Here is a 15,680-nt window from a genome sequence, read left to right on the forward strand (position 1 = left end):
TTTCTGCCACTTGCGCACACTATAGGAATCCGCCCGCAGCACCGTCAAGGCACGTTCATAAGGAAAAGCCTTACAGGACCGAGATTTAGCGCGTTAAGAGAAGGTGGAAGCACTACCAAGGAGAAAAAAAGACGAGAAAAATCAAACCCACGCAAGCGAATGGAGTTCGAAGTTAAAGTGATTTATCAAGAGTAAGATTTTTTCGGTATTACCAGAGAGGATCTGCTATCGAATGAAGCAGAGAAGGAAAGGTGGAGAGTCGATCTGTAAGCCGGGTTTTGTCGAGGACAGTCATTCCTCTACGACGGCCATCACTGGACGCCTCTAGCAACCTACCCGGTTCCGACGCGGGCCACGCCTGATGGAACCCTATTTGGTCTTGCTCCGAGTGGGGTTTACCTAGCCACGCACTGTTGCCAGCCGTGCGGTGCGCTCTTACCGCACCTTTTCACCCTTACCGGCACCGAAGTGCTTAGGCGGTTATTTTCTGTGGCACTTTCCGTAGGCTCACGCCTCCCAGGCGTTACCTGGCACTCTGCCCTATGGAGCCCGGACTTTCCTCCCCCTGCTGCTCACACAACAAAAGTTGCGGAACAAAAACAGGCAGCGACTGTCCGATCGACTCTCCGCCGACAAGGTTACCGGCACGCGCGCTTGAGAACAAGCAATACCGGCATTTATATCAATTTGCCACTATTCGGCTTTCTGCTTTTCAAGGGCAAGTTGATACAACAGGTTCTTGCGCACCCCGGTAATTTCAGCCGCAAGTGCAGCCGCCCGCTTCAGCGGCAACTCGGCCAACAACAGGTCGAGCACCCGCTGGGCCTCGGCACTGATGGCCTGCTCGCCCTCCGGCGCACTCCAGCCACCCACCAGTACCACGCACTCACCGCGCTGCTGGTTGCTGTCGCCGGCCACAAAGGCACGCAACTCAGCCAGCGGCAGGCCCTTGAGGGTCTCGAACGTCTTGGTCAGTTCGCGCGCCAGCAATGCCGGGCGGTCGCCACCAAAAACCGCTTCCATGTCTTCAAGGCACTCCAGGATTCGGTGCGGGGCTTCATAGAAGATCAGCGTGCGCGGCTCTTCCTTTACCTGCTCCAGGCGTGCCCGACGCCCCGCCTGCTTGGCAGGCAGGAAACCTTCGAAGATGAAGCGATCCGACGGCAAGCCGGCCGCCGACAGCGCAGCGATCAAAGCACAGGCACCCGGCACCGGCACCACATTCACCCCAGCGGCCCGCGCCTGGCGCACCAAGTGGTAGCCCGGGTCGGAAATCAGCGGCGTACCGGCATCAGAGACCAATGCCACGTTCTCGCCAGCCAGCAGCTTGGTGAGGAAACGCCCGCCTTCGTCGCGCTCGTTGTGCTCATGACAGGCCGCCAGCGGCGTGTCGATGCCAAAGTGCTGCAGCAGCCGGACCGAATGGCGGGTGTCCTCGGCGGCGATCAGCGCCACGTCCGCCAGCACCTTCAACGCCCGGGCGCTCATGTCATCGAGGTTGCCGATAGGGGTTGCCACCACATACAGCGTCCCCACCGTGGATTTCGAAGCCCCTGCCACATCAGTCACTGCGCACACCTGTCATTCGGATCAAAGGCGCCATTGTAGCCCGAGCGCCTGCAACAGGGCGCAAAGAACTTCACCAGCGACCAGCGGCAAGCCACCTATAGTGAAGGATCTATACGGCGACATCGCGCCCCGGCCAGTGCTTGGGTACAATTGCCGGCCAACTTGATCGAGTAACAGGACCTTTACATGATCGCTTGCCTGCGGCTGCTCACAGCCCTCTGCCTCGCTGCCCTGCTGGCGGCCTGCGCCAGCTCGCCCTCATCCAGCCTGGGCGAACTGCCACGCACCCCGGATGCCAGCATCGAGCAACTGCTCGAAAAGGCCGCTTCCAGCAAGTCTGCGGAAGACGCCGCCCTGCTGCGCCTGAGCGCAGCCGACCTGGCCTACAAGCAGAAGGACTTCCCACGCGCCGCACGCATTCTCGAGCAAGTCCCGCTGGACACGCTCAAGCCGGCCCAGCAAGTGTTCGCCAGCACCCTCGCTGCCGAACTGGCCATGAGCCGCAACCAACCCAAGGCCGCCCTGACTGCACTGGCTCACCCTAGCCTGCAGCGCGTCGCCGAGCTTCCGGCAGAGCAGCAAGCACGCACCTACAGCGTGCACGCCGCCGCCCTCGAAGCCGACGGCCAGGCCCTGGCTGCTGCGCAACAGCGTGTACTGCTGGCCCCGCTGCTCAGCGGCCAGGCCGCCAGTGCCAACAACGATGCCATCTGGGCACTGGTCGCCTCGCTGCCGGCAGAGCAACTGCAGCAGCCAGCCAACGACCAGACGCTGAGCGGCTGGACCAGCCTGGCCTTCGCCGTGAAAAGCGCCGGCACCCTGGAGCAGCAACAAGCGGCTATCGAAGCCTGGGTCAAACAGCACCCGGACCACCCGGCAGCCCTGCAACTGCCGCAGGCACTGACCAAGCTCAAGGAACTGGCCAGCCAGCCGCTGACCAAAATTGCCCTGCTGCTGCCGCAGGAAGGCCCGCTGGCCGGTGTTGCCCGCGCGTTGCGCGACGGCTTCATGGCCGCCCACTTCCAGGCCCAGCAGGCCGGCCAGCCAGCGCCTGCAGTGCAGGTGTTCGACAGCTCGCGCATCGGCTCGCTCGATGATTTCTATCGCCAGGCACAGGCCGCTGGCGTGCAACTGGTCATCGGCCCGCTGGAAAAACCGCTGGTGAAGCAACTGGCCGCCAAACCTCAGCTGCCCATTACCACCCTGGCCCTGAACTACGCCGACGCCGGTCAGAAGGCGCCACCGCAGCTGTTCCAGTTCGGCCTGGCTGCCGAAGACGAGGCCCGCGAAGTTGCCCGCCGCGCACGCGCAGACGGCATGGTTCGCGCCGTGGCCCTGGTACCGAGTGGCGAATGGGGTGACCGCGTACTGGCCGCCTTCCGCCAGGATTGGGAAGGCAATGGCGGCACCCTGCTCGCCGCCGAGCGCATTGCCCAACCCGTCGCCCTGGCCCAGCAAATTGCCGACCTGTTCCAGCTGCGTCAAAGCGAGGGCCGCGCCAAGAGCCTGCAAAGCACGGTAGGCGGTAGCATCGCAGCACAACCGTCGCGCCGTCAGGACATCGACTTCATCTTCCTCGCCTCGACCCCACAACAGGCACAGCAGATCAAGCCGACCCTGAACTTCCAGTACGCCGGTGACGTGCCTGTCTACGCGACCTCGAACCTGTACAGCGCCAGCGGCGACGTCAACCAGTACAATGACATGAACGGCATTCGCTTCTGCGAAACGCCGTGGTTGCTCGACTCCAGCAACAGCCTGCGCCAGCAAGTCGTGCAACAGTGGCCGCAAGCCGCTGGCAGCCTGGGCCGCCTGTATGCCATGGGCGTCGATGCCTACAGCCTGGCACCGCGCCTGGGCCAGCTGAAAGCACTGCCAGACAACCGCGTAATGGGCCTTTCGGGCAGCCTGAGCATCAACGCCAACCAACGCGTCGAGCGCCAGTTGCCATGGGCCGAATTTGCCGGCGGCCAGATCAAGCGCCTGCCTGACACCGCGCGTTGATGGCCGCAGCATCACCAACCCGCGCCGGGCAAGCGGCAGAAAACCAGGCCCTTGAGTACCTTCAGGGGCAAGGTCTGCAGCTGCTGGCGCGCAACTGGCGATGCAAAGGCGGTGAGCTTGATCTGGTCATGCTTGACGCCGATACAGTAGTATTCGTCGAAGTCCGCTACCGGTTGCACGCGGGCTTCGGAGGCGCCCTCGACAGTATCGACGGGCGCAAGCAGAAACGGCTGGTGCTTGCCGCCACCCTGTTCCTGCAGAAGGAGCACCATTGGGGCAACCACCCCTGCCGCTTCGACGTAGTCGCCCTGCAGGGCAGCCACCATGCAGGCAGACCGCTTCAATGGCTGAAAAACGCCTTCGAATGCTGAACCCACTTCGTTTTTTTTGCTCTATGTATCGCGGGCCGGTCGTTGTTGCGCGTAGCAAAGGCCACCGCCCTACTTAAGGTCACCAGATGGACATGCAATCCCGAATTCGCCGGCTGTTTCAGGCCAGCATCGATACCAAGCAACAGGCAATGGACATCCTGGCACCGCACATCGAGCAGGCCAGCCTGGTCATGGTCAATGCGCTGCTCAACGAGGGCAAGATGCTCGCCTGCGGCAACGGCGGATCGGCTGGCGATGCCCAGCACTTTTCCTCCGAGCTGCTCAACCGATTCGAACGTGAACGCCCGAGCCTGCCTGCCATCGCGCTGACCACCGACAGCTCGACCCTGACCTCGATCGCCAACGACTACAGCTACAACGAAGTCTTTTCCAAGCAGATCCGCGCCCTGGGCCAACCCGGCGACGTTCTGCTGGCGATTTCCACCAGCGGCAACTCGGCCAACGTGATCCAGGCGATCCAGGCCGCACATGACCGCGAAATGATTGTCGTAGCATTGACTGGCCGCGACGGCGGCGGCATGGCTTCGCTGCTGCTGCCCGAGGACGTGGAAATCCGCGTACCTTCCGCCGTTACCGCGCGTATCCAGGAAGTCCACCTGCTGGCGATCCACTGCCTGTGCGACCTGATCGACAGCCAACTGTTCGGGAGTGAAGAATGACCCCAATGCGCCTCGGCCTGATGGCCCTGACCCTGTGCCTGAGCGTCACCGGTTGCAGCTCGGTACTTACCTCTACACGCAATTCGCCGATCGAGGACGATCGCGGCACGCGCACCATCGGCAGCAAGATCGACGACTCGCTGATCGAGACCAAGGCCGCCGTGAACATTTCCAAGGCCAGCCCTGACCTGGACAAAGGCTCGCACATCGTTGTCAGCAGCTACAACGGCATCGTCCTGCTGGCCGGGCAAACCCCGCGCGCCGACCTCAAGAGCCTTGCCGAGCAAACCGCCGGCCAGGTGCAGCGGGTCAAGAAAGTGCACAACGAACTGCAGGTGATGCAGCCCTCCTCCATCCTGGCACGCAACAATGACGCCTGGCTGACCACCAAGATCAAGACCCAGATGCTGACTGACAATGCCGTGCCCAGCTCGCGCATCAAGGTGATTACCGAAAACGGTATCGTCTACTTGCTCGGCCTGGTAACCCAGCAGGAGGCCAACTCGGCCACTGCCGTGGTACAGGGCGTGTCGGGCGTGCAGAAGATCGTCAAGCTGTTCGAATACATCGACTGACTCACTGGCCTCTTCGCGGCTAAAGCCGCTCCTACAGAGGTACGCGATACCTGTAGGAGCGGCTTTAGCCGCGAAGAGGCCGGCACAGACAACATCAATGCCCCACCTTCAAGAAACCCAGGAAACACTGCATGAAAAAGCTTCTGCTGCCTGCCCTGTTGATCGGCACCTTCGCCACCCTGGCCGGCTGCTCCACCCCAAGCCTGATCACCCTCAACGATGGCCGTGAAATCCAGGCTGTCGATGCACCGAAGTTCGACCGCGACGCCGGCTTCTACGAGTTCCAGCAACTCGATGGCAAGCGCACCCGCATCAACAAGGACCAGGTCCGCACCATCAGCGACCTGTAATCCCGCGCTGCAACAAAGAAAAAGGCGATCCGGTTGGATCGCCTTTTTTGTTACTTGACCACTTTCAGGCTCGGTCGGCCACTTGGGCGTGGCGGCTGCCCACCACCCTCTGGCGGCCCGTCGTCGTCCGGCTGCACGTCATCGTCTTCCGGCTCGTCGCCATCCATTGGCGACTCCAACTCGAAGACCATGCCCTGGCCATTTTCGCGGGCATAGATACCCAGAATGGCGCCAACCGGCACGAACAGCGAGTGGGCCACACCACTGAAACGGCCCTCGAAGCTGACCGCTTCATTGTCCATGTGCAGGTGGCGCACGGCACTTGGCGAGATATTCAGGACAATCTGGCCATCACTGGCGAAACCATCCGGCACCTGAACTTTCGGGAATTCGGCATTGACCAGCATATGGGGCGTGCAATCGTTGTCGACGATCCACTCGTACAGTGCTCGAACCAGATAGGGGCGACTGGAGTTCATCAACGGCTCCTTAAAGCTTGCGCATTTCACGTTCTACGGAGGACAGGCTCGCCTGGAAAGGCTCGCGGGCGAACTGACGCTCCATGTAATCCAGCAGCGGCTTGGCTTGCCGCGGCAACTCGATACCCAACACCGGCAAACGCCAGAGTATGGGCAGTAGACAGCAATCGACCAGGCTTTGCTCATCGCTCATGAAACAGGCGAATTCATTGAACAGCGGCGAAACGCCGGTCAGGCTTTCGCGCAAGGCCTTGCGCGCTTCGGTTCTGGCAGCCTCACTGCTGCGCGAATCGAGCACGGTATCGGCCAGGGCACACCAGTCGCGCTGAATGCGGTGCATCAGCAAACGGCTGTTGCCGCGCGCAACCGGGTATACCGGCATCAGCGGCGGGTGCGGGTAACGCTCCTCCAGGTATTCCATCACCACGGTCGACTCATACAACGCCAGGTCACGGTCGACCAGGGTCGGCACGCTGCCGTAAGGGTTCACCTCGGCCAGCTTGGGCGGCAGGCGGGCGGGGTCGACATCAATGACCTGTACGGTAACGCCCTTCTCGGCCAGCACCAGGCGTACCCGATGAGAATAGTGATCAGCGGGATCGGAATAGCAGGCTAACCTGTTGGTTGCGCCCATGTAGCGGCTCCTCGCACGGGATGCTTGTGCAACTGTAAATGAAAACGCGCCCGGGGCGCCCCCGGCATTTCTGCTGGGGGCGCCCCGGGCGCGTTCAACAACCAGAAACTACTGCGTGATCAGTGCACGTCCTTCCAGTATTCACGCTTGAGCAAATAGGCGAATACGAAGAAGAAAGCCAGATACAGCAACACATAGGTACCGATGCGCTGGCTTTCCAGTTTGACCGGGTTGGCCGAATAGGCCAGGAAGGTCACCAGGTTCTTGACCTTCTCGTCGAACTGCTCGGTCGTCAGGGTACCGGATTTCGGCGTAATGGTCAGCTGGTCGCAGGCTTCATGGGTGATCGGGCTACCGGTCAATGGGTCGAACTGCTTCTTGCCATCGGTCACGGTCTGCACCTGCTTGCAACCAATCACCTGATTGCCTTGCAAGCCAACCAGCACGTTGGGCATGCCGACGTTCGGGAACACCTTGTTGTTCACCCCATAAGGCCGCGACGGGTCCTCATAGAAGCTACGCAGGTAGGTGTACAGCCAATCGGTACCGCGCACCCGAGCCACCAGCGTCAGGTCGGGCGGCGCGGCGCCAAACCAGGTCTTGGCGTCACTGGGTTTCATGCCGATCTGCATGTGGTCACCAATCTTGGCACCGGTGAACACCAGCTTCTCCAGCATCAGTTCGTGAGGGATGCCGAGGTCATCGGCCACACGCTCGTAACGCTGGAACTTGGCACTGTGGCAACCCATGCAATAGTTGGCAAAGGTGCGCGCACCGTCCTGCATGGCGGCCTTGTCGGTCAGGTCGATATCGACCTTGTCCAGCTCCAGACCGTGTTCGGCAGCGAAGGAAAAGGCAGGCATCACTGCCAGCAAAAATACTGCAATCAACTTTTTCATCAGCCAGTCACCCTTTCCGGAACCGGTTTGGTCTTCTCGAGCCTTGTGTAGAACGGCATCAGCAGGAAGTAGGCGAAGTACAACACCGTGCATACCTGCGACAGCAAGGTGCGCCCAGGTGTCGGCGCCAGTACGCCCAGCACGCCGAGAATGACGAAGGCCACGCAGAACACCAGCAGGAAGACCTTGCTGATCCAGCCCTTGTAACGCATGGAACGCACCGGGCTACGGTCGAGCCAGGGCAGTACGAACAGCACGGCGATGGCCGCACCCATGGCGATGACACCCATCAGCTTGTCAGGCACCGCACGCAAAATGGCGTAGAACGGTGTGAAGTACCACACAGGCGCAATGTGCTCAGGCGTCTTGAAGGCGTTGGCCTGCTCGAAGTTCGGTTTCTCCAGGAAGTAACCACCCATTTCAGGGAAGAAGAACACCACGGCACAGAACACGAACAGGAACACCACCACGCCGACGATGTCCTTGACGGTGTAGTACGGGTGGAACGGAATGCCGTCCAGCGGAATGCCGTTTTCGTCCTTTTTCTTCTTGATGTCGACGCCATCGGGGTTGTTCGAACCCACTTCGTGCAGGGCGAGGATGTGCAGCACCACCAGGCCGAGGATGACGATGGGCAGTGCAACCACATGCAAGGCGAAGAAGCGGTTCAGGGTGATACCCGAGATCAGGTAGTCGCCGCGGATCCACTGAGTGAGGTCGTCGCCAATCACCGGAATGGCGCCAAACAGCGAGATGATCACCTGGGCCCCCCAGTACGACATCTGCCCCCACGGCAGCAGGTAGCCCATGAAGGCTTCAGCCATCAGCGCCAGGTAGATCAGCATACCGAACAGCCAGACCAGCTCGCGTGGCTTCTGGTAGGAGCCGTACAGCAGGCCACGGAACATGTGCAGATAGACCACGATGAAGAACGCCGACGCACCGGTGGAGTGCAAATAGCGCAGGATCCAGCCGTATTCCACGTCACGCATGATGTACTCGACCGAGGCGAATGCCTCTTCCGCCGAGGGCGTAAAGCTCATGGTCAGCCATACGCCGGTGACGATCTGGTTGACCAGCACCAGCAGCGCCAGGGAGCCGAAGAAGTACAGGAAGTTGAAGTTCTTGGGCGCGTAATACTTGCTCAGGTGGTCTTCCCACATCTTGGTGGCGGGGAAGCGAGCATCAATCCAGTCCATGAACTTGCTCATCATGCGTTCTCCTGGTCGACGCCGATGACGATGATCTCGTCCGACTCGTAAGAGTGCGGTGGCACTGGCAGGTTGAGAGGCGCCGGCTGCGACTTGTAGACGCGGCCAGCGAGGTCGTAGTGGGAGCCGTGGCACGGGCAGAAGTAGCCACCTACCCACTTTGGACCGAGATCGGCAGGCGCCACTTCCGGGCGGAAGGTGGGCGAACACCCCAGGTGCGTGCACAGGCCGACGAGAATGAGGATTTCCGGCTTGATCGAGCGAACCTCAGGGTCGACGTAGGCCGGCTGCACCGAGGCCTTGGACTCTGGATCAGACAGGTCGCCGGTGATTTTTTTCAGGTTACCGAGGATCTCCTCCGTTCGCCGCACAATGAACACCGGCTGGCCACGCCACTCGGCCACCATCTGCTGCCCGGCCTCGACCTTGGCGATATTGACCTTCACCGGTGCACCCGCGGCTTTCGCCTTGGCACTGGGAAACCATGACCCCACGAACGGTACCGCAGCCCCCACTGCTCCCGCTGCCCCGACCACGGATGTCGCGGCTACGAGGAAGCGGCGCCGGCCTGCGTTGACGCCGTCATTGCTCATTCAGTCCTCTCCCATCAGCTTGCTTGGCCTGTTGAACCAGGCTTGTACTTAGGTTGTGTCAATGGCACTAAAAATTGGCCGCCATGTTAAGAAACAAATCCACACACTGACAAGGTGATTACCCCGGCAAGGGGCGACAACCCGCGCTTTGCTTGATCTGCGTCTATGCGACAAGTGGCCACTGACATGCTGACAGGTTAGTTCAAGCCAAAAAAAAAGCCCGGTTCCAAGGAACCGGGCTTTTCTCAACTGCCGAAGCGGTATTAACGCTTGGAGTACTGAGGACGCTTACGCGCTTTACGCAGACCCACTTTCTTACGCTCGACTTCACGAGCATCGCGGGTGACGTAGCCAGCACGACGCAGAGCGCCACGCAGGGTTTCGTCGTATTCCATCAGAGCGCGGGTGATACCGTGACGGATCGCACCGGCCTGACCGCTGACACCACCACCGGAAACGGTGACGTAGATGTCGAATTTCTCAACGGTTTCGGTCAGCTCGAGTGGCTGGCGAACAACCATGCGAGCGGTTTCGCGACCGAAGAACACGTCCAGAGAACGGTTGTTGATGGAAATGTTACCAGTACCCGGACGCAGGAATACGCGAGCGGTTGCGGTCTTGCGACGGCCAGTGCCGTAGTTTTGAGTCGCCGACATAATGAACCTTCCCGTTAGATCTTCAGTTCTTGAGGCTGCTGAGCAGTGTGTGGGTGAGCAGCACCCGCGTACACTTTCAGCTTGCGGTACATGTCGCGACCCAGCGGGTTCTTAGGCAGCATGCCTTTGACCGCGGTTTCGATAACACGCTCAGGGGCCTTGGCGATCAACTTCTCGAAGTTGATTTCCTTGATACCGCCCGGGAAGCCGGAGTGGGAGTAGTACATTTTGTCGGAAGACTTGGCACCAGTCACACGAACCTGCTCGGCGTTGATAACGACGATGTAGTCGCCGGTGTCAACGTGAGGGGTGTATTCTGGTTTGTGTTTGCCACGCAGACGGGTAGCGATTTCGGTAGCCAGACGACCCAGGGTCTGGCCAGCGGCGTCAACTACGAACCACTCGCGCTTTACTGTTTCCGGTTTAGCAGTAAAAGTTTTCATTCTCTAAAGCCTCAGAGGCCGCCCAGCGAAAAATAGACGGCGAATCTTACTGGATAGTGCACAGCTTGCCAAGGGCAAACGCGCAGCCGAACGCTGACGCTTTTGGGGGCTCGGGTCGGGCACGCCAATGTTCGACGGGGTTCTTCCTGCGTGGTGGTGCATCACTTCCGCCACACGGAGAGGGGCCGAATTATCCAGATTGCGCGAAAAATTTCAACCTGCTTTGATGGGCTTCTTTGCCAAGGAGTGTCTACCTGATGGAATACCGCCAGCTCGGCCGTACCGACCTCAACGTCAGCGCCCTGTGCCTGGGCACCATGACCTGGGGCGAACAGAACGTTCAGGCCGAAGCCTTCGAACAGATCGCCCGGGCCAAGGCCGCCGGGATCAACTTCATCGACACCGCCGAGATGTACCCGGTGCCGCCCCGCCCGGAAACCTACGCGGCTACCGAGCGCATCATCGGCAACTGGTTCCGTGAACATGGCGACCGTGACGACTGGGTGCTGGCCAGCAAGGTCGCAGGCCCCGGCAACGGCATCAGCCACATTCGCGACGGCCAGCTCAAACACAACCGTCAGCACATCGTCGCAGCACTGGACGAGAGCCTGAAGCGCCTGCAGACCGACCGCATCGACTTGTACCAGTTGCACTGGCCGGAGCGCAGCACCAACTTCTTCGGCAAGCTGGGCTACCAGCACCTGCCACAGGACCACTTCACCCCGCTGGAAGAAACCCTCGAAGTACTCGACGAACAGGTACGTGCGGGCAAGATCCGTCACGTCGGCCTGTCCAACGAAACGCCGTGGGGCACCATGAAGTTTCTGCAACTGGCCGAAAGCCGTGGCTGGCCGCGGGCGGTATCGATCCAGAACCCCTACAACCTGCTCAACCGCAGTTTCGAGGTGGGCCTGGCGGAAGTGGCCATCCGTGAGCAGTGCGGCCTGCTGGCCTACTCGCCGCTGGCCTTCGGCATGCTCTCGGGCAAATACGAGAACGGTGCACGGCCGGAAAATGCCCGCCTGACCCTCTTCAGCCGCTTTGCCCGCTATTCCAACCCGCAGACCGTGGCGGCCTGCAGCCGCTACGTGCAACTGGCCCGCGAGCATGGCCTGGACCCGGCGCAGATGGCCCTGGCATTCGTGACCCGGCAGCCTTTCGTGACCAGCAACATCATTGGCGCGACCAGCCTCGAACAACTGGAGAGCAACCTGGCCAGCGTCGAGTTGAGCCTGAGCGACGAGCTGCTGGCAGGGATCGAGGCGATTCACCAGGAGCAGCCCAACCCTGCGCCTTGAGCGCAATCCTGTAACGCCCTCTTCGCGGGTAACCCCGCGAAGAAGCCGCGTGCTGTACCGGGGTAGACACCATCGCCAAAAAATAAGACGATCCAGCCGGTGATTGACCACTCTACCCTATAAGAACAATGACAATGATGTTTACCCAACCCTCCGCGTCGCTGCGGCGCGTCAGCATCCTGGCCATTGACAAGGTGTTCGCTTCGACCTTGATGCAAGCCAAGGATTTCTTCCACCTCGCCAGCCTGCGCTACAGCAAGCAGCTGGGCCTGGGCCTGCAGCCCATGTTCGAAATCCGCCTGGTGAGCCCCGACGGCCAGCCTGTGGACAGTTTCAGCAATGTGCAGCTACCGGTCGACGGTGGCCTGGACGACGCCGATGTGATCATCCTCCCGGCCTACTGGGACGACTTCGACAACCTGCTGCAACGCTACCCACAGGTGCTACCGTGGCTGCGTGACCAGCATGCGCGCGGCGCGGTGCTGTGCGCCGAGGCCAGTGGAGTGTTCTGGCTGGCCGAGTCCGGCCTGCTCGATGGCAAGGAGGCGACCACCTACTGGCGCTTCTTCAACAGCTTTGCCGAGCGCTTTCCGAAGATCCGGCTGAACCAGGACAAGCACCTGACCGACGCCGACAATATCTATTGCGCGGGCGGCGCTACCTCGGCCTGCGACCTGTACATCTACCTGATCGAACGCTTCTGCGGCGCCAACGTGGCCCGTGCCGTGGCCCGCGACATCCTCTACGAAGTCCAGCGCAACTACACCCCGGGGCGTATGGGCTTTGGCGGGCAGAAGCTGCACCAGGACCTGATCATCCTGCAGATCCAGCATTGGCTGGAAGAGCACTTCGCCGACAAGTTCCGCTTCGAGGATGTGGCCCGCAACCACGGCATGAGCATCCGCAACTTCATGCGCCGTTTCCAGGGCGCGACGGGCGACAAGCCGCTGCACTACCTGCAACGGCTACGGATCGAGACAGCCAAGGGGTTGCTGTCGAGTACGCGCAAGAGCATCAAGACCATCAGCTATGAGGTCGGTTATGACGATGCCAGTTTCTTTGCGCGGCTGTTCCGTCAGCACACCGAGTTGTCGCCGAACCAGTATCGGCAACAGTTCATGCAAGAGGCTTGAGGCCAATGGGGCTGCTTTGCAGCCCATCGCCGGCAAGCCAGCTCCCACAGGTATTGCACACACATCAAGGGCTGCGCTGAACCTGTGGGAGCTGGCTTGCCGGCGATGGGCCGCAACGCGGCCCCAAAAAACTTACGGCTTGTGCGCGCGCGACAGGAATTCGTGCGACTGCATCTCCAGCAACCGGCTCAGGGTGCGCTGGAACTCGAAGCTCAGACGCCCACCGGTATACAGATCCTTCAGCTCCACCTCAGCCGAAATGATCAACTTGACGTTACGGTCGTAGAACTCGTCCACCATGTTGATGAAACGGCGGGCGATGTCGTCGGTGGTCACGCCCATCTGCTCCACGTTGCTCAGCAGCACGGCATGGAAAATCTTGCCCAGCTCGATGTAGTCGTTCTGGCTGCGCGGCCCGTCGCACAGGGCGCGGAAGTCGAACCAGGCAACGTCATCGCAAGTACGCAGCGCATTGATCGGGCGGTTCTCGATCATCAGCACATCGTTCTCGACCGCCTGGGTGCACTCAGGGGTCAGCGCCTTGAAGCTGGCGCGCATGCTCTGGTGCGCCGCATCGTTGAGCGGGAAGTGGAACAGCTCGGCCTGCTCCAGGTGACGCAGGCGGTAGTCAACGCCGCTGTCGACGTTCACCACGTCGGTATACTGCTTGATCATGGCGATGGCCGGCAGGAAGCGCGCACGTTGCAGGCCGTCCTTGTACAGGCCGTCCGGCACGATGTTGGAGGTGGCCACCAGCGACACGCCGTTCTTGAACAGCTCTTCCATCAAGGTGCCGAGAATCATGGCATCGGTAATGTCCGACACGAAGAATTCGTCGAAGCAGATTACCTTGGCTTCTTCGCTGAAGCGCTTGGCAATGATGGTCAGCGGGTTCTTCTCGCCCTTGAGGGTTTTCATTTCCTCGTGCACACGCTTCATGAAGCGGTGGAAGTGCGTACGCATCTTCTGCTTGAACGGCAGCGCTTCGTAGAAGGTATCGACCAGGTAGGTCTTGCCTCGCCCTACCCCACCCCAGAAGTACAGGCCCTTGACCGGGGTCTGCTCCTTCTTGCCGAACAGCTTGCCGAACACGCCCGGCTTGTTGTTCTGCGCGTGCACCAGGTCGTCGTACAGGCGCTGCAGGTGACGCACCGCAGTTTCCTGCGCCGCGTCATGGAAGAAGTCGGGACGTTTCAGATCTGCTTGATAGCGTTCTAAGGGAGTCATGATTCGTTAGCGAGGCAACAAAAAACGGGCCGTCACTGTAGCGACAGGCCCGCTTAATGGCAATGAGACTTGCGTCAATATGCCTCAGCCCGAGTGGAATACCTGTGGGAGCGGGCGCGCCCGCGAACACCGGCGAAGCCGGTGCCACGCACCGCGGTGCCTGCTTCGCGAGCTTGCCCGCTCCTACAGATAAACATCCTCAGTCCTGCTGGGGTGCCAGGGCATCACGCAGGCTTTGAATGGCCGCATCACGGGCCTCGGCGCTGTCGAACTGCGGCCCGTCGGCAACCTGTTCGCCGTTCAGCCACAGGCCGAAGCCCAGGCCTTCGACGCGCACATCCGCCTCGCCACCTTGTTGCAGTTGCTTGCTGACGGCACCGGCGCTCTTACCGTCGGCGAAGCTGCGCGACAGCAGCAGTTGCTCGCCATCAGCGGCCAGCAGGCGGAAGCGGAAGCTGCCGTCTTCGTCACGGAAGCTGACGAAGCGCGCGCTCTTGGCGGCTTTCTTCTTCACTTCGGTATTGGCCTGCACGCCACTGCGGAACGAACGCAGGCCAACGGACTCGCGCAGTTGTTCGAGGAACGGCGTGGCGATCTTGCGGGCCTTGGCGGCGCCGGCCAGCAGGATGTCTTCCAGGTCCGCCGGGCGGGCGATCAACTGGTGGTAGTACTCGCGTTTTTCGGCCAACTGGCCGTCCAGCAGCTGGAACAGGCGTTGCTTGGCATCACCCCAGCCCAAGCCCTGCAACAGCTCTTCGCGGAACCCGGCACATTGTTCAGGCGTCGAGAAGGCCTGGAACAGGGTGAACAGGTGCGAATTGTCCGGGTCTTTCGCTTCGCCTGGGGCGCGCGAGTCGGTGACGATGCGCGAGATGGCGTCTTTCATGTCCTTGGCGCTGGTGAACAACGGGATGGTGTTGTCATAGCTCTTGGACATCTTGCGCCCGTCCAGGCCCGGCAGGGTCGCCACGCTTTCCTCGATCACCGCCTCCGGCAGGGCGAAGAAGTCCTTGCCTTGGCCGAACAGGTGGTTGAAGCGCTGGCCGATGTCACGGGCCATTTCCACGTGCTGGATCTGGTCGCGGCCGACCGGCACCTTGTTGGCGTTGAACATCAGGATGTCGGCAGCCATCAGCACCGGGTAGCTGAACAGGCCCATGGTCACGCCAGCGTCCGGGTCTTCGCCGGCCTCGACGTTCTTGTCCACCGAGGCCTTGTAGGCATGGGCACGGTTCAGCAGGCCCTTGGCAGCAACGCAGGTCAACAGCCAGGTCAGCTCGGGGATTTCCGGGATGTCGGACTGGCGGTAGAAGGTCACTTTGTCCGGGTCCAGGCCACCGGCCAGCCAGGTCGCGGCGATTTCCAGGCGCGAACGCTGGATGCGCAGCGGGTCGTCGCACTTGATCAGGGCGTGGTAGTCGGCCAGGAAGTAGAACGAGTCGACACCGGGCTGCTGGCTGGCACGGATCGCCGGGCGGATGGCGCCGGCGTAGTTGCCCAGGTGCGGTGTGCCGGTGGTGGTGATACCGGTAAGAATGCGCGTGGTCATGGGTGTTCG

At 61.1% G+C, this 15,680-nt stretch carries 17 protein-coding genes and 1 other RNA gene; 7 read left to right on the plus strand and 11 right to left on the minus strand.

All coding sequences use genetic code 11. The features are described 5' to 3' along the window. Window positions 1–251 precede the first annotated feature (251 nt). Together rnpB and rsmI are read right to left on the minus strand one after the other, a co-directional pair. Window positions 252–626: RNase P RNA component class A (gene rnpB / locus N436_RS04550), an RNA gene on the minus strand. Between the two features lie 67 nt (window positions 627–693). Beyond that, on the minus strand, window positions 694–1,569 hold the full coding sequence (rsmI, locus tag N436_RS04555) for a 16S rRNA (cytidine(1402)-2'-O)-methyltransferase (RefSeq protein WP_016713554.1): 876 nt from the start codon (window positions 1,567–1,569) through the stop codon (window positions 694–696). Window positions 1,570–1,755: 186 nt separating this feature from the next. Here rsmI and N436_RS04560 point away from each other — a divergent pair, with 186 nt between their 5' ends. The 5 genes from N436_RS04560 (at window position 1,756) to N436_RS04580 (ending at window position 5,549) form a co-directional block, all read left to right on the plus strand. Further along, window positions 1,756–3,573, plus strand: coding sequence for a penicillin-binding protein activator (locus N436_RS04560; protein ID WP_105945739.1), 1,818 nt, complete (start codon window positions 1,756–1,758; stop codon window positions 3,571–3,573). Then, complete coding sequence (locus N436_RS04565; protein WP_110740497.1) at window positions 3,573–3,944, plus strand: YraN family protein; 372 nt, start codon at window positions 3,573–3,575, stop codon at window positions 3,942–3,944. The genes N436_RS04560 and N436_RS04565 overlap by 1 nt, the downstream gene beginning before the upstream one ends. A gap of 86 nt (window positions 3,945–4,030) precedes the next feature. Further along, window positions 4,031–4,624 (plus strand): phosphoheptose isomerase, encoded by a 594-nt coding sequence (locus tag N436_RS04570; protein ID WP_016713550.1) that lies wholly within the window; start codon window positions 4,031–4,033, stop codon window positions 4,622–4,624. Continuing rightward, window positions 4,621–5,199: a BON domain-containing protein gene (locus N436_RS04575; RefSeq protein ID WP_016713549.1), complete on the plus strand. Its 579-nt coding sequence runs from the start codon at window positions 4,621–4,623 to the stop codon at window positions 5,197–5,199. The genes N436_RS04570 and N436_RS04575 overlap by 4 nt, the downstream gene beginning before the upstream one ends. A gap of 131 nt (window positions 5,200–5,330) precedes the next feature. Beyond that, window positions 5,331–5,549, plus strand: coding sequence for a YgdI/YgdR family lipoprotein (locus tag N436_RS04580; RefSeq protein ID WP_012274072.1), 219 nt, complete (start codon window positions 5,331–5,333; stop codon window positions 5,547–5,549). A gap of 50 nt (window positions 5,550–5,599) precedes the next feature. Here N436_RS04580 and N436_RS04585 read toward each other — a convergent pair whose 3' ends face one another. From N436_RS04585 to rplM, 7 genes are all read right to left on the minus strand, one after another. Further along, complete coding sequence (locus N436_RS04585; protein WP_082426418.1) at window positions 5,600–6,028, minus strand: ClpXP protease specificity-enhancing factor; 429 nt, start codon at window positions 6,026–6,028, stop codon at window positions 5,600–5,602. A gap of 10 nt (window positions 6,029–6,038) precedes the next feature. After that, window positions 6,039–6,662 carry a glutathione S-transferase N-terminal domain-containing protein gene (locus N436_RS04590; protein ID WP_105945738.1) on the minus strand — a complete coding sequence of 208 codons (624 nt, stop codon included), beginning with the start codon at window positions 6,660–6,662 and terminating at the stop codon, window positions 6,039–6,041. A gap of 119 nt (window positions 6,663–6,781) precedes the next feature. Beyond that, complete coding sequence (locus N436_RS04595) at window positions 6,782–7,561, minus strand: cytochrome c1 (protein WP_110740498.1); 780 nt, start codon at window positions 7,559–7,561, stop codon at window positions 6,782–6,784. Beyond that, window positions 7,561–8,772: a cytochrome bc complex cytochrome b subunit gene (locus N436_RS04600; protein ID WP_003251825.1), complete on the minus strand. Its 1,212-nt coding sequence runs from the start codon at window positions 8,770–8,772 to the stop codon at window positions 7,561–7,563. Before N436_RS04600 ends, N436_RS04595 begins: the two co-directional genes overlap by 1 nt. Continuing rightward, the gene (petA, locus tag N436_RS04605; RefSeq protein WP_003251823.1) at window positions 8,772–9,365 is read right to left on the minus strand and encodes a ubiquinol-cytochrome c reductase iron-sulfur subunit; all 594 of its coding nucleotides are present in this window, start codon (window positions 9,363–9,365) and stop codon (window positions 8,772–8,774) included. Before petA ends, N436_RS04600 begins: the two co-directional genes overlap by 1 nt. Before the next feature lie 263 nt (window positions 9,366–9,628). Further along, the gene (gene rpsI, locus N436_RS04610; protein WP_003260797.1) at window positions 9,629–10,021 is read right to left on the minus strand and encodes a 30S ribosomal protein S9; all 393 of its coding nucleotides are present in this window, start codon (window positions 10,019–10,021) and stop codon (window positions 9,629–9,631) included. 14 nt (window positions 10,022–10,035) lie between these two features. Next, window positions 10,036–10,464 (minus strand): 50S ribosomal protein L13, encoded by a 429-nt coding sequence (rplM, locus tag N436_RS04615; protein WP_003251819.1) that lies wholly within the window; start codon window positions 10,462–10,464, stop codon window positions 10,036–10,038. A gap of 257 nt (window positions 10,465–10,721) precedes the next feature. Here rplM and N436_RS04620 point away from each other — a divergent pair, with 257 nt between their 5' ends. Further along, complete coding sequence (locus N436_RS04620; RefSeq protein ID WP_110740499.1) at window positions 10,722–11,762, plus strand: NADP(H)-dependent aldo-keto reductase; 1,041 nt, start codon at window positions 10,722–10,724, stop codon at window positions 11,760–11,762. Window positions 11,763–11,974: 212 nt separating this feature from the next. Next, on the plus strand, window positions 11,975–12,895 hold the full coding sequence (locus N436_RS04625) for a GlxA family transcriptional regulator (protein WP_174442268.1): 921 nt from the start codon (window positions 11,975–11,977) through the stop codon (window positions 12,893–12,895). A 132-nt stretch (window positions 12,896–13,027) separates the two neighbouring features. On the opposite strand, the gene zapE is transcribed toward N436_RS04625, so the two are convergent. Together zapE and N436_RS04635 are read right to left on the minus strand one after the other, a co-directional pair. Continuing rightward, the gene (zapE, locus tag N436_RS04630; RefSeq protein WP_060499786.1) at window positions 13,028–14,122 is read right to left on the minus strand and encodes a cell division protein ZapE; all 1,095 of its coding nucleotides are present in this window, start codon (window positions 14,120–14,122) and stop codon (window positions 13,028–13,030) included. A gap of 199 nt (window positions 14,123–14,321) precedes the next feature. Further along, window positions 14,322–15,671: a tryptophan--tRNA ligase gene (locus tag N436_RS04635; RefSeq protein ID WP_110740500.1), complete on the minus strand. Its 1,350-nt coding sequence runs from the start codon at window positions 15,669–15,671 to the stop codon at window positions 14,322–14,324. Between the last annotated feature and the right edge of the window lie 9 nt (window positions 15,672–15,680).

Origin of the sequence: Pseudomonas sp. RV120224-01b (genome assembly GCF_003208145.1) — a bacterium.
Taxonomy (GTDB): domain Bacteria; phylum Pseudomonadota; class Gammaproteobacteria; order Pseudomonadales; family Pseudomonadaceae; genus Aquipseudomonas; species Aquipseudomonas monteilii.